This is a genomic window from Staphylococcus caprae, from assembly GCF_003966625.1.
Taxonomy (GTDB): Bacteria; Bacillota; Bacilli; order Staphylococcales; family Staphylococcaceae; genus Staphylococcus; species Staphylococcus caprae.
Map to the genome: position 1 here is coordinate 517,282 of NZ_AP018587.1, position 13,502 is coordinate 530,783.

9 protein-coding genes and 1 pseudogene are annotated in these 13,502 nt (G+C 34.3%); 4 read left to right on the forward strand and 6 right to left on the reverse strand.

Going from position 1 to position 13,502, the window contains the following annotated elements; genetic code table 11:
* Positions 1-22: 22 nt before the first annotated feature.
* The gene (locus tag JMUB898_RS02300) at positions 23-1,015 is read right to left on the reverse strand and encodes a D-lactate dehydrogenase (protein ID WP_002444275.1); all 993 of its coding nucleotides are present in this window, start codon (positions 1,013-1,015) and stop codon (positions 23-25) included.
* 285 nt (positions 1,016-1,300) lie between these two features.
* Between JMUB898_RS02300 and JMUB898_RS02305 the strand changes: the two genes are divergently transcribed.
* Together JMUB898_RS02305 and JMUB898_RS02310 are read left to right on the forward strand one after the other, a co-directional pair.
* Positions 1,301-1,963, forward strand: a complete 663-nt coding sequence (locus JMUB898_RS02305) for an NAD(P)H-dependent oxidoreductase (RefSeq protein ID WP_002444274.1) — start codon at positions 1,301-1,303, stop codon at positions 1,961-1,963.
* A 281-nt stretch (positions 1,964-2,244) separates the two neighbouring features.
* Complete coding sequence (locus JMUB898_RS02310; protein WP_002444272.1) at positions 2,245-3,738, forward strand: aldehyde dehydrogenase family protein; 1,494 nt, start codon at positions 2,245-2,247, stop codon at positions 3,736-3,738.
* Positions 3,739-3,845: 107 nt separating this feature from the next.
* Here the strand turns inward: JMUB898_RS02310 and JMUB898_RS02315 are convergent, their stop codons facing one another.
* Together JMUB898_RS02315 and JMUB898_RS02320 are read right to left on the reverse strand one after the other, a co-directional pair.
* Positions 3,846-4,652, reverse strand: coding sequence for a VOC family protein (locus JMUB898_RS02315; RefSeq protein ID WP_126501895.1), 807 nt, complete (start codon positions 4,650-4,652; stop codon positions 3,846-3,848).
* 166 nt (positions 4,653-4,818) lie between these two features.
* The gene (locus JMUB898_RS02320) at positions 4,819-5,100 is read right to left on the reverse strand and encodes a GNAT family N-acetyltransferase (RefSeq protein WP_044466775.1); all 282 of its coding nucleotides are present in this window, start codon (positions 5,098-5,100) and stop codon (positions 4,819-4,821) included.
* Positions 5,101-5,266: 166 nt separating this feature from the next.
* Here JMUB898_RS02320 and JMUB898_RS02325 point away from each other — a divergent pair, with 166 nt between their 5' ends.
* The gene (locus JMUB898_RS02325) at positions 5,267-6,220 is read left to right on the forward strand and encodes a metal ABC transporter solute-binding protein, Zn/Mn family (protein ID WP_037541660.1); all 954 of its coding nucleotides are present in this window, start codon (positions 5,267-5,269) and stop codon (positions 6,218-6,220) included.
* Between the two features lie 176 nt (positions 6,221-6,396).
* On the opposite strand, the pseudogene aldA reads toward JMUB898_RS02325, so the two are convergent.
* Positions 6,397-7,824, reverse strand: a pseudogene (gene aldA / locus JMUB898_RS02330) (aldehyde dehydrogenase).
* A 229-nt stretch (positions 7,825-8,053) separates the two neighbouring features.
* On the reverse strand, positions 8,054-9,103 hold the full coding sequence (locus JMUB898_RS02335) for a YkvI family membrane protein (protein WP_002444267.1): 1,050 nt from the start codon (positions 9,101-9,103) through the stop codon (positions 8,054-8,056).
* Positions 9,104-9,459: 356 nt separating this feature from the next.
* Here JMUB898_RS02335 and JMUB898_RS02340 point away from each other — a divergent pair, with 356 nt between their 5' ends.
* Positions 9,460-11,247 (forward strand): cation:proton antiporter, encoded by a 1,788-nt coding sequence (locus tag JMUB898_RS02340; RefSeq protein ID WP_002444265.1) that lies wholly within the window; start codon positions 9,460-9,462, stop codon positions 11,245-11,247.
* Positions 11,248-11,397: 150 nt separating this feature from the next.
* On the opposite strand, the gene JMUB898_RS02345 is transcribed toward JMUB898_RS02340, so the two are convergent.
* Entirely contained in the window at positions 11,398-13,362 is a 1,965-nt protein-coding gene (locus tag JMUB898_RS02345) for a fructose-1,6-bisphosphatase (RefSeq protein ID WP_002444263.1), read from the reverse strand.
* Positions 13,363-13,502 lie beyond the last annotated feature (140 nt).

Here is a 13,502-nt window from a genome sequence, read left to right on the forward strand (position 1 = left end):
ATATCTCACCTTTTTTAATATATTAATTTAAACGTGTATCACAAGTGCCTGTTTGAATTACAGATAATGCTGCGTTCAAGCCACCTTCAACTAAGTTTTGTACTGCTTCGTCTGAAAAGAACGCGATGTGAGGTGTTACTAAAATGTTTTCATGTCTAATGAGTTCTAACAATGTTTGGTCTTCAATTGTTTTATTTGTCCAATCGAATGTGAAGTAGTCGGCTTCATTTTCATAAGTATCGATGGCAGCACCATATAAAGTACCATTGTTTACAGCTTCGATAAGGTCAGGTGTGTTAATGACAGCGCCACGAGCAGCATTGACTAGCACAGCACCTTTCTTAACTTTCGCAAACATTTCTTTATCAAATAGATGGAAGCTTTCTTTATTAGCAGGAACGTGAAGTGAGATAATATCTGCATCTTTAATCGCTTCTTCAACTGAATCCTTATACTCTAAGAAATCTAGAGAATCATTTGGATATGCATCGTAGCCAACAACTTTTGCACCGAAACCTGCATAGATTTTACCAGTTGCAGCTCCAATACGGCCTGTACCAATAATCGCAACGGTCATATTTTTAACAGGTTTAGACATTATTGGTGCAGCCCAAGTGAAGTTATGATCTTGTACGCGTCTTTCAATAGCTGGGAATTTACGCACAAGTTGTAAAGCAATAGAAACTGAATATTCGGCGATTGTCTCAGGTGAATAACTAGGAATGTTAGAAATAACAATACCATGTTTTTTAGCAAGATCTAAATCATACATATCAAATCCTGCAGTACGTTGAGCGATTTGTTTGATGCCGTAAGCTTCTAATTTAGGGTAAACTTCATCTTCCAATTTACCAAATTGCATTGTAGTGACACCGTCGTAGTCTTTAAGTTGATCTACAGTATCTTTACTTAAAAGGTCAGTAGAAGTTGTCACTTCAATATTATTTTTTTTACCCCAATTTAATGCCATTTCTTTCTCATATTCGCGTGTACCGAAAAACATAATTCTTGTCATTAAAAATAACCCCATTTCTAAAAAAATAAAAAAACAATAATAACAATAAGTTATCTAGATAAAAAATAATTAAGTAAGACTAAAACTTACAAACCTATTATATTGTGAAAGTTTTCACAAATCAAGAAAGAACATATTAGTCGAGAAAGAAAAATGTGAAAATATTCACATTAATAATAAACGTGTCACTTTTTTAAGAAAGAAACCAATTACTTTTGTTGTGTATAAAAGTCATTTATACTTTCTTTATGAAAAGAATCGATTAGTAGGAGGATGAACATTTAAATGAGCAGTATGAATCAAAAGATTATTGATGCGTTTGAATTTAGACATGCAACGAAACAATTTGATCCATCTAAAAAGGTTAGCGATGAAGACTTTGAAACAATATTGGAATCAGGTAGATTGTCACCAAGTTCTTTAGGTTTAGAACCTTGGCATTTTGTAGTAGTTCAAAGTGAAACATTGAGAGATAAATTAAAACCATATAGCTGGGGTGCTCAGAAGCAATTAGATACAGCAAGTCACTTTGTATTAATTTTTGCACGTAAAAATGTAACATCTCACTCAGATTATGTTCAAAATCTTATCCGAGGCGTTAAAGAATATGAAGAAAGTACCATTCCAGCAGTAGAGGAAAAATTTGATAACTTCCAAACAAACTTCCATATTAATGACAATGAGCGTACATTATATGATTGGGCAAGTAAACAAACATACATCGCTTTAGGAAATATGATGACTACAGCGGCGCTATTAGGTGTAGATTCATGCCCAATGGAAGGATTCGATTTAGATAAAGTTACTGAAATTTTATCAGAAGAAGGAATTCTTGATACTGAACATTTTGGTATTTCAGTCATGGTTGGTTTTGGCTATAGAGCTGAAGAGCCCGCGCACGGTAAAGTCCGTCAAAGTAAAGGTGATGTCATTAGTTGGATAGAATAAAATGCTATATTTATCTTTAGATTCTAGAACTCAAACTTCTAGAATCTATTTTTCTTTTTCAATAAAATATAAAAATTTTGTGTAGTGAATAACACATTGCTAAGTGGGTATATCACATATGTGACTTTTTTTAGAAATAGTATAAACACATCATTTTGAAAATGGATTAAAAGAGGTTAGAATTAAAAATACGAAAAGTAAACGTTTACATTTTTCATAGATTCAAAATTTACGAAAGATAGTTTCAATAAATTAATTATCACTATAAAGGATGGATTAAAATGGCAAATATTAACGTTAGAGATTATATCGACGAAAGTTATGGCTTGTTTATAAATAACGAATTCCAAGCAAGTGGTAGTGGTGAAACAATCACAGTAACAAATCCTGCGAATGGTGAAGATTTAGCCAAAGTTGCTAAAGCAGGTAAAGATGACGTAGATAAAGCAGTTCAAGCTGCGCATGATGCGTTTGAATCATGGAGTAAAATTTCTAAGGAAGAACGTGCTGATTATTTATTAGAAATTAGTAATAAAATTCATGAAAATACTGAACGCTTAGCAGCTATCGAATCACTACAAAACGGTAAACCTTATAGAGAAACTTCAACATTAGATATTCCTTTAGCTGCAAATCAATTTAAATATTTCGCAAGCGTGTTAACAACGGATGAAGGTTCAATTAATGAAATTGATGAAAACACTATGAGTTTAGTAGTTAACGAACCTGTAGGTGTAGTTGGTGCAGTGGTTGCGTGGAACTTCCCAACATTATTAGCTTCATGGAAGTTAGGACCAGCATTAGCAGCAGGTAATACAGTTGTTATTCAACCATCATCTTCAACACCGTTATCATTAATTGAAATTGCTAAAATTTTCCAAGAAGTTTTACCTAAAGGCGTAGTGAATGTATTAACAGGTAAAGGCTCTGAGTCTGGAGATGCAATCTTTAACCATGAAGGTGTAGATAAATTATCATTCACAGGTTCAACAGATGTAGGTTATGGCGTAGCTAAAGCTGGAGCTGAGCGCATTGTACCTACAACATTAGAGCTTGGTGGTAAAAGTGCTAATTTAGTCTTTGACGATGCAAACATTGATCAAGTTGTTGAGGGTGTCCAATTAGGTATTTTATTCAATCAAGGTGAAGTATGTAGTGCAGGTTCAAGATTACTTGTACAATCTTCAATCTACGATAAATTAATTCCTAAGTTAAAAGAAGCATTTGAAAATATTAAAGTAGGCGATCCATTTGATGAAAATGTAAAAATGGGTGCGCAAACAGGTCCAGAACAAATGGAAAAAATTCAAAGCTATGTAAAAATTGCTGAAGAAGATAATAATGTTAATATTATTACAGGTGGCCATCGTTTAACAGACAATGGTTTAGATAAAGGTTATTTCTTCGAACCAACATTAATTGAGGTAAATGACAACAGCAACCAACTTGCCCAAGAAGAAATCTTCGGCCCAGTATTAGTCATTGAAAAATTTGAAAATGATGAAGATGCAGTAAAAATTGCTAATGATTCTGAATATGGTCTAGCAGGAGGTATCTTCTCAACAAATATTAATCGCGTGTTCAATGTAGCCAAAGCTATGAGAACAGGACGCATCTGGGTTAACACTTATAACCAATTCCCAGCAGGTGCACCATTCGGCGGTTATAAAAAATCTGGTATCGGTCGAGAAGTATATAAAGATGCTATTAAAAACTATCAACAAGTTAAAAATATCTTCATTGATACAAGTGACCAAACAAACGGCATGTATTAATTGAGATAAAAACTTCAAACAAAAAGAGGGCCAAAAGCCCTCTTTTTATACTGTCTGCAAAGATTGAACTTTGTAGGCAGTTTTATTTATACATAATTATAAAAAATCTATTCAGGAACCACGTTTGTATCACCATGGATAGTAATATCAAAGCCTTCGGGTGAAGTAACATGTGTTTCTTCTGAATTTGGTTTATATATGTCAATATGAGTTAAACCATAAGTGCTTTCGTTCGCTTCTCTTTTATGATTGGACTGCCAAGTATTAGCTGCAATATGGTGATGATATTTTTGTGTAGACATAAAGAGCGCTTGTGGGAAGTTAGAAATATGTTCTAATCCTAACTCATCAATATAAAATGCACGTGCTTGTCCTAAATCATGTGTTTTAAGATGTAAGTGGCCGATTTTTCCATCTTTTGGCCGACCTTGCCATCCCTCAGTCGAACGTTGTTCAATTAAATCGTTAGCATCAACTTCTAGCGTATCCATCTTCACGAAACCATCACGCCATTGCCATTCATCAGTAGGACGATCTTGATAAACTTCAATTCCATTTCCTTCTGGATCAGCAAAGTATAAAGCTTCACTTACAAGGTGATCACCGCCACCCACGGCAATATTTAATTGAATTGCGTGATATAAGAAATTTGCCAAGTCTCTACGTGTAGGTAAAAGAAAAGCAATATGGAATAAACCTGCTTCTCTATAGCCAGGTTGACGGCCGTCATGTAATTCTTGAAGAGTAAGGGTGTGCCCATTAGCACCTACATTCAATATAGTTTGTTGCGCATGTTGTGCTTTAATTGTAAATCCTAGCACAGTAGAGTAAAATTCAGTCATTTTATTTAAATCTTTAACGTTTAAAGTAATATTTGTAACTTGAGTTGCTTCAGTAGAATGGAATGAAGTCATTTCGTCTTACCTCCTATGATGAAAAGTCACCATTGTTTAATATTTATATCTAGTATAATTAATATACTCTTAAAACATTTAATACGCAAGCTTTAATATCTAAAAAAATTCCAAGAAGGTGAATACACTTCTTGGAAACTGAATTACTATTTATTTGTTACTTTTATTAACCTAAATACACATCTTGTGCATGGTCATCTTTTTCTAAAACGTCTTTAGCGAATGGGCAAGATGCAATGATTTTTAAATTGTTGTCACGTGCATATTCAACCACGCGATTGACTAATTTTTTACCTAAACCTTGTCCACCTAATTCATCTGATACACCTGTATGATCAATATCAATTTCGTTGTTGTCTACTTCTTTGAAAGTGATAACTGCTTGCGGGTTATTTTCATCTTCTCCAACATAAAATTTATGATCGCCTTGTTTGATTTCTTCAGCCATTTACGTTCACTCCTTTAAAAATGTATATACATATAAATATCACTTTTCACGCTTTATGAAACATTTGAAATACATTACATGATTAATATATCGTTAGCTATTGCTTTTTTGATAAGTAACCGATATAGTGATAAACGAAATAATTACGCTTTATGGGGGTCTCATTTTGAAAAGAAAGGCGATCATCTGGATTACATTATCCATTATATTAATACTGAGTGGATGTAGTAAAAGTATGAATCATAAAAAAGACAATATTAGTAGTCAAAATAAAATGAAAATATACACAACTGTGTTTGCGTTTCAAAGTTTTACTCAACAAATCGGCGGGAAGTACGTAAATGTTGAATCTATCTATCCTCCAGGTGCAGATTTACATTCTTATGAACCAACGCAAAAAGATATGATTAATATTGCTAAAAGCGATTTGTTTATTTATTCAAATGATGACTTAGACCCAGTTTCTGCGAAAATCACCCAATCTATGGAAAATAAAAACATGAAATTAGCTCTTGCAAATGGTTTGAAACAAAAAGACTTGATTCACTCTGATGATCATGATGAGGATGGGGGACATCAACACCATCATGAATCAAGTAATGATCCTCATATATGGTTAGATCCAGTATTAGACCGTGTATTTGCAAAGGAAATCAAAGATAAATTAATTCAACAAGACCCTAAGCATAAGTCTTATTATGAAGAAAACTATAAAAACTTAGATAAAGAAATCAAAGATATTGATAATAAAATGAAAAGGATCACTAAAAATCCGAAACGTGATAAAGTAATCATTTCACATGACTCATTAGGTTACCTCGCACATCGATATCATTTTAAACAAGAAGGTGTGAATGGAATGAATGACGAAGAACCGAGTCAGAAGAAGATATTAAGCATTGTGAAGGAGATTAAAAAGTCAAAATCTCCATATGTACTATATGAACAGAACATCACTTCTAAAATTACAGATGTGATTAAAAAGGAAACTGACACCCAACCTTTAAGTTTTCATAATTTAGCAGTGCTTACGAAAAAAGAACAAAATGATGACGCCATCACTTATCAATCATTAATGAAAAAAGATATCCAATCTCTAGAAAAAGCATTAAATCATTAAAAATACCTAGCATTACACATATACTTCAAATCGAAGTTCAATGTGTAATGCTTTTTTATTTATCAATCAACAAGAGGAAAGATAAACATAAGTGGTAAATTATATTTTCCCAAATAAAATAGCCCCTCAAATTTAATTTAAAATGAGGGACTAATAATACGTTTCTGCTTGAATATTTATTTATAGCGCAAGTAGCTCACGGTAGTGTTGTAATATTCTTCGAAACCATGGATGCCGTCTGCACCCCCTAATCCTGATTCACGCCAACCGGCATGATAACCGTTAACGACTTCTTCGGCTTCACAATTTGCGTAAACTTCACCGAATTTTAAACGCTCTGAAGCGGTCATCACTTCTTGTAAGTTTTCAGAGAAGATGTATGAAGATAAACCAGCATTTGTATCATTAGCATCTTCAATGACTTAGTCAAAGTCTTCATAAGTGGCAATCGCTAATACAGGACCAAATATTTCCTCTTTAAATACACTATCTTCAGTATTTACATGGTCTAGAATCGTTGGTTCATAGAAGAAACCAGCACGGTCTAGTTTATGACCACCCATGACTAATGTTGCACCATTAGTCACAGCAGATTCTACTTTTTCATGAATACTATCCAGTTGTTTTTGGTTAATGATTGCGCCATAATCTGTATTTTCATCTAAAGGATCTCCGACAGTCAGTTGACCCATTTTGTCTTTTACTTTTTCTACAAACGTATCATGGACATCTTTATGAACAAAGATACGTTCTGGACAAGTACACACTTGACCTGCATTATTAATACGAGCAGTAACGATATAGTCAACAGCTTTGTCTAAATCAGCATGTGGTGTGACGAGTACAGGAGCGTTACCACCTAATTCAAGATTTAATTTCTTAACTGTTTGTGCTGCATGCTCATAGACGGATTTACCTGCGCGCATACTACCTGTTAATGAAATAAGTTGGATATCTTTATGAGTTGCGAGTTGAGTGCCAACAGTTTCGCCGGTACCAGGAATAATTTGAATCAAACCAGCCGGAATCGTTGAAGCACGGAAGAGTTCAGCTAAACGTAATGTTAATAATGTTGTTTCTTCACTTGGTTTAATGACGACGGAACAGCCAGTCACGATAGCTGGAATAACTTTACGCATCAAGACCATAATCGGTGCATTCCAAGGCACAATCCCTGCTGTGACCCCAATTGGTTTCTTAGTTAATTGAATGATTTCATTCTCTACACTATTTTGTAACACTTCGCCTTTGTTACTCATACTTAAACTTGTCATATAGTCGATAAATGTAATTGATTTATCAATTTCTCCATAAGCTTCGGCGAGTGTTTTTCCTTGTTCTTTCACATATAATTGTGCAATTTCATCACGGTTTTGTTCTAATAGAGGAATAAGTAATTTGACGTGTTCAGCACGAGTCGGTTGAGGGACACGTTCCCATTCGAGTTGAGCGTGTTTAGATTTTTCAATCGCTTCATTGACTTCTTCTTCAGTCGCGAACGTAATTGTATCAAATTTTTCTCCTGTAGCAGGATTAATGACATCCATCGTTTCAGTTGATTTACTTTCGATAAATTCATTGTTAATAAATAATTGATTTGTCATTTGAGACACCTCCATCCTCTATATTCCCGAAATTGATTATCCTAATTTTGAAAATGAAAAAGAGGTTGGGACATAATCAATTGTCTCAACCTTCTTTAATATATTGGCAGTAGATGTCTGAATTGAAAGTGCGCTTATATCAAGCTTCTTTCAATCCTAGCCATCCTTGCCGGGGTGAGACAACGAAAATAATTTTGATAAATTATATTTCTGTCTCACTCCCTTAAATTTATTTTCTAAGAATACCTTTATAAATCACTGGGATAAGTAAGATAAAACCGAATAACCCCATAATAGGGAAAACTTTACCAATCAATGAGATAAATCCGATAAATGTGCATATGAACGTAATGATAGACATCACGATGATTAAACTATAATAACGTTTCGTAAATGGTTGGCTAAAACGAGAAGCAAATGCGTACATCAGGCCGACAACCGTATTGTAAATCACTAATACCATAATGACAGACATAATTGTGCCAATTGAAGGTGAGATTTGCTTCGCTAAGAGTAGCGATGGTAATGCCACATGTTTAATTTTATTAAATTCAGTGACTAGACCTAAATTGATCATTAATAATAAGAACGTGATGATGATACCGCCAATCAGACCGCCATAAATCGTCGACTTCTGGAACTTCAGTTTGCCGCCCATCACTGTTAAAAAGCTAAACGCAGCAGCAATTTGTAAGCTTGCGTAGTTAATCGCATCGAACCACCAACCGGGTGAAATAGATTTATTATGATTGGAGTACTCATTTGCCGCAGTAAAATCCACGTGTCCTGTAATAAAATAATACATCGCAATCATGACTACAATTGCAACTAGGAATGGCGTGACGCCTCCAAGTACTGCAATAAGTCGATCAAATTGTAAAAATAGAGTAAGCAAAATGAGCACGACGAGTATGAGAGAACTTAACCAGAATGGTATACCAAAACTTTCATTTATTGTTGAAGCGCCACCTGCAGTCATAATGATGGCGAGTGAAAATAAAAACACAGTCAGTATGATATCGAATAGTTTTGCAATGACTGGGTGTAAATAATAGCGGATGGATTCAGAATGATTTTGAGATTTTAGGCGGTAGCCAGTGTTTAAAACAAATATTCCGCCTAAAGTCACAATCAGACCAGTAATCAGTATGCCAGTAATACTATAAATGCCATGGCTTGTAAAAAATTGAAATATTTCTTGTCCTGTCGCAAATCCTGCTCCAACCACCACGCCAACAAATGCAAATGCCACGATGATGGATTCTTTAACAGTATTCATTAAACATGCATATCCCTTCAAAATTGATATATTCTATATGTATTCTTTTCTTTTAAAAAGTTTAAAAATCACATTCATCTATTGTAGATGATAAAGATAAAAAAATAAACAGTAAAGTTCATCACATATGTACGATTGTCTAAATGTGACGTACGATTATTTGTGTTTAATGTATAATTGATGTGTATCACACGTTTGAAATTTTAAATTATGTTAAGTTTAATTTTGTACTGTTGAATTAAAGATATAAATTTACAAAAGTTTTAAGCAAATGGTAATGCATGAGTCCACCATTTTTGATAGTATTAGGCAATATTGAATATAGAATACAAGTAAAAATATAAGAAGGTGTTTGTATGTCATTGAATTTGCCCATTATGCTGACGATTGTTTTATTCTTAGCATTAGGGATTTTCAGTCAATGGTTAGCTGACAGAATTAAATGGCCTTCCATTGTAGTTATGGCAATTGTTGGATTGTTAGTCGGTCCAATTCTGGGATTGACTAATCCTAAGGAAGCGCTTGGTTCAGACGTGTTTAGTCCGATTGTTTCTTTAGCCGTCGCAATTATACTATTCGAAGGTAGTAGTAATTTGGACTTTAGGGAACTGAAGGGCATCTCCAAAGCAGTCATTCGAATCATTACAGTTGGTGCAGTTATCGCATGGATATTAGGCGCTATTGCGTTACATACCATTCTCAATTTCCCATTATCCGTATCGTTTGTGATGGGGGGACTCTTTTTAATTACAGGTCCAACCGTGATTCAACCTTTACTCAAGCAGGCGAAAGTGAAGAAGAATGTTGATTCCATATTACGATGGGAGAGTATCATTCTAGACCCAATCGGTCCAATGCTTGCGTTAACGGCGTTTTATATCTTTCAAATTCTCGAACAAGGTATTAGTTTCGTCGTTATTCTACTCTTTGTTCTGAAAATGATAGCCGTCGTCGTAATCGGCTTTGGTGCATCATACTTATTCAATTGGTCTATCCGTCGCGATATGATTCCACAAAGTTTGATGCCTCCGATTCAACTCATATTTATTCTATTAACATTTAGTATTTGTGATGAAATACTTTCTGAATCGGGTCTATTAGCAGTGACAATCTTTGGATTAAATATGGCGCGTAAGAAACGTCATGATTTAATTTTCAAAGAATCTGACCATTTTATCGATAATGCGTCATCGATTTTAGTCAGTACAGTCTTTATTTTAATTACATCTTCACTTTCAAAAGATGTATTATTAAACGTATTATCATGGCAATTAATTATTTTCTGTTTAGTCATGATTGTATTAGTTAGACCGATTTCAGTACTATTTTCAACGTTTAGAACTGAAATTTCTAAAAAAGAACGTGCGATTGTCGCAATGATGGCGCCAAGAGGGATTGTGGTTCTTACCGTAGCGCAATTCTTCTCAAGTTTATTTATGGACGATAAAGTAGCCATGGCGAAGTATATAACGCCAGTAACGTTCGGATTGGTTTTTATTACTGTGGTGATTTACGGATTTAGCTTTACACCGCTAAGTAAATTATTTGGTGTTGCGAGTAATGAACCACCGGGTGTTATCATTGTGGGTGAAAGTGAGTTTTCATTCCATTTAGGAGTGAATTTAAGAGATCATGGAATTCCTGTTATGATGTTTAATCTATTTGAAAATACTTCTGAGAAAGCACATGAAGCGGGGTTTGAAGTCTTTAAAGGTAATTTATTATCAAGTAATGATCGTATTTACTCTGACTTACTTCGCTATAACAAATGTATCTTGATGACGCAGTCGTTCATTTTCAATAGTTTGGCATTTAATGAACTGGTACCAGAATTTGGTTTGAGTAATGTAGATATGATGCCTGTTTCTTTCAATGATGAGCAGGCGAGAAATAACTTGAGTGGACCGATTCGTAATCATATTTTATTTGATGAAAATCATAGCCCACGATGGTTTAATAACTATATTACGCAGCATAATATCGTGGAAGTGCCAGCCGAAGAATATCATGAGCTGACTGATAATGACATGTTAATTTATTATATTAATGATGATAAAGAAGTGACGTTTAAACGTAGTAGTAGAGAATTACCGCAACATGATACAGGTGTATACGGTATCTTAAGAAATGCTTATCATGCGTAAACGTTATTAAATATGAATATAAAAAAGGTCATCTGCTTTCTGGGAAGTGTATCCACAGAAAGTGTGATGACCTTTTTAACATTTAGAAGGATTACAATGAACTTTGCCCATTGCATAAGAAATACTAAGCGCTAAAGCGCAAAGTATTTCTTATTTCAAGTATCTGTCGTGCATTAATATTTTTAAGATATCAATTTGGTCTTGTAATTCTTTACCGACATTGGTGTCTCTGATTTTCTTACGTTGAAGTTCTTCGTCTACCACACGTTTTACTGATAACTCATCAGTACCGTCTGATAAGACCTTTTCCTTAGTATTAAATTCCTGATGTGCCACCAATTGCATTCCGAAAGAATTATATAGCAATGTATAACCGGCAATACCAGTTGTAGATTGATAGGCTTTAGAGAAACCACCATCAATGACTAACATCTTACCATCAGCTTTGATAGGATCTTCGCCATCGATTTCTTTCACAGGCGTATGCCCATTAATAATGCGACCTTCATCAGGATTCAAGCCAAAGTCTTTAAGCATCTTACGAATCATATCAACATCTTCACGTAAATGATAATAAGGATTCTTTTCCTCTTTATGAGACACTTTATCTTCAATAAAGTAACGTTCAAACGTTGTCATTGCACGCTTACCAAAGAGGGAAGAGTATTTACCTGTCCATAAATACCACACTAAATCAGTAGAAATATCGTCTGTGATATCTTTATGATCAAAGGCTTTGCGCACATGATATTCAAAGACATCTAATAATTCACGACCACTTAATTCTTCACCCTCGATCTCGAAAGCTTCCATTTCTCCATTTTCATCAACTGGGATACAACCATGAATCAGTAGATTTCCATTATATGGAAGGTATAGTTTACCTTCACGCATTAAGAATGACATATGGCGTCTTAATTTCTCAGATTGTTGGAAAGAAAGAAGTAACTTGTCGACTACTTCCTCTTCCTCTGGTAAAAGTTTTGCAGGGTCATTAGGATCTACAGTTTGGAAACATGTGTCCTTAAGAGGGTATGTTTTACCGTAAACTGTAATTTCATTTTTATTATAATCAATTTTTTCTAATACTAAACGTTCTTCCATTTCGAAAGAAGGACGACGCTTAATAATAGGCATTTCAAGCTTGAATTGAATCATCGCAATCGCTTGATGAATCTTAGTGATTTGGCTTTCCTCACGTTTTGTTAAGCTTGCTTCTTTATCAGGACGTTTCTTAGGTTTAAAAGCAGGGTTCTCGCCGTCGTAATACTTTTCAGCCAAAGTAAGTAGAGGGCGTAAGTTAATGCCATAAGCGTCTTCAATAATATCTAAGTTATCATAACGTGCACAGATACGAAGTAGATTAGCCAGACATACTTTAGAACCAGCATAAGCGCCTATCCATAGTACATCATGGTTACCCCACTGAATATCGACTGAGTGATAGTTAATAAGTGTGTCCATAATCTTATCTGGTTTAGGACCACGATCGTAAATATCGCCAACAACGTGAAGATGGTCGACGACAAGACGTTGAACCGTATATGATAATCCGATAATAAGGTCGTCTGATTGCTCTAATTCAATAATTTGGTTAACGAGTGTCTCATAATAAGGCTTCTTATTGTGGAATTCGTTACTTTTATAAAGTAGTTCTTCAATAATATATACGAATTGTTCTGGTAAGGCCTTACGTAATTTCGAACGAGTATATTTAGATGAACAATATGTAATTAATTCAATGAGAAGTTCGATTGTTGTGATATACCATACATTTAGTTTACCAATTGAATCAAAATTGTTTTTTACTAATTTTAATTTTTCTTCTGGATAATATACTAAGGCTGCTAAGTCATTAATCTCTTGTTGAGATAATTTATCTTCGAAGATGTCATTAATTTTGGCTCTCACGTTTCCTGAACCATTACGTAAAACGTGTTGGAAAGATTCATATTCACCATGAAGGTCGCTGACAAAATGTTCAGTGCCTTTTGGTAATTCTAGAATGGATTCTAAATTAATGATTTCCGTCGCTAATTTCTCAGCACTATCAAACTTTTGAGAGAGTAAATCTAAATATTTTTGTTTCATTTCACTTTCAGTAATAGGAGTCATGCTTAGTCACCTCTGTTTAATATTTCCACCACTTATGCATTTAATAATGCGCTTACATAAATTATCTTTAAAATACGCTACTTTTTCAATGAATGCGTCCTAAGAATTTAAATTCATACTAAAAAAGCTGAGCGAGCCGA

Excerpts from the sequence above, each read along its gene's own strand:
- JMUB898_RS02300 (WP_002444275.1), bottom strand. The coding sequence starts at position 1,015 with ATGACAAGAATTATGTTTTTCGGTACACGCGAATATGAGAAAGAAATG.
- JMUB898_RS02305 (WP_002444274.1), top strand. The coding sequence starts at position 1,301 with ATGAGCAGTATGAATCAAAAGATTATTGATGCGTTTGAATTTAGACAT.
- JMUB898_RS02310 (WP_002444272.1), top strand. The coding sequence starts at position 2,245 with ATGGCAAATATTAACGTTAGAGATTATATCGACGAAAGTTATGGCTTG.
- JMUB898_RS02315 (WP_126501895.1), bottom strand. The coding sequence starts at position 4,652 with ATGACTTCATTCCATTCTACTGAAGCAACTCAAGTTACAAATATTACT.
- JMUB898_RS02320 (WP_044466775.1), bottom strand. The coding sequence starts at position 5,100 with ATGGCTGAAGAAATCAAACAAGGCGATCATAAATTTTATGTTGGAGAA.
- JMUB898_RS02335 (WP_002444267.1), bottom strand. The coding sequence starts at position 9,103 with ATGAATACTGTTAAAGAATCCATCATCGTGGCATTTGCATTTGTTGGC.
- JMUB898_RS02340 (WP_002444265.1), top strand. The coding sequence starts at position 9,460 with ATGTCATTGAATTTGCCCATTATGCTGACGATTGTTTTATTCTTAGCA.
- JMUB898_RS02345 (WP_002444263.1), bottom strand. The coding sequence starts at position 13,362 with ATGACTCCTATTACTGAAAGTGAAATGAAACAAAAATATTTAGATTTA.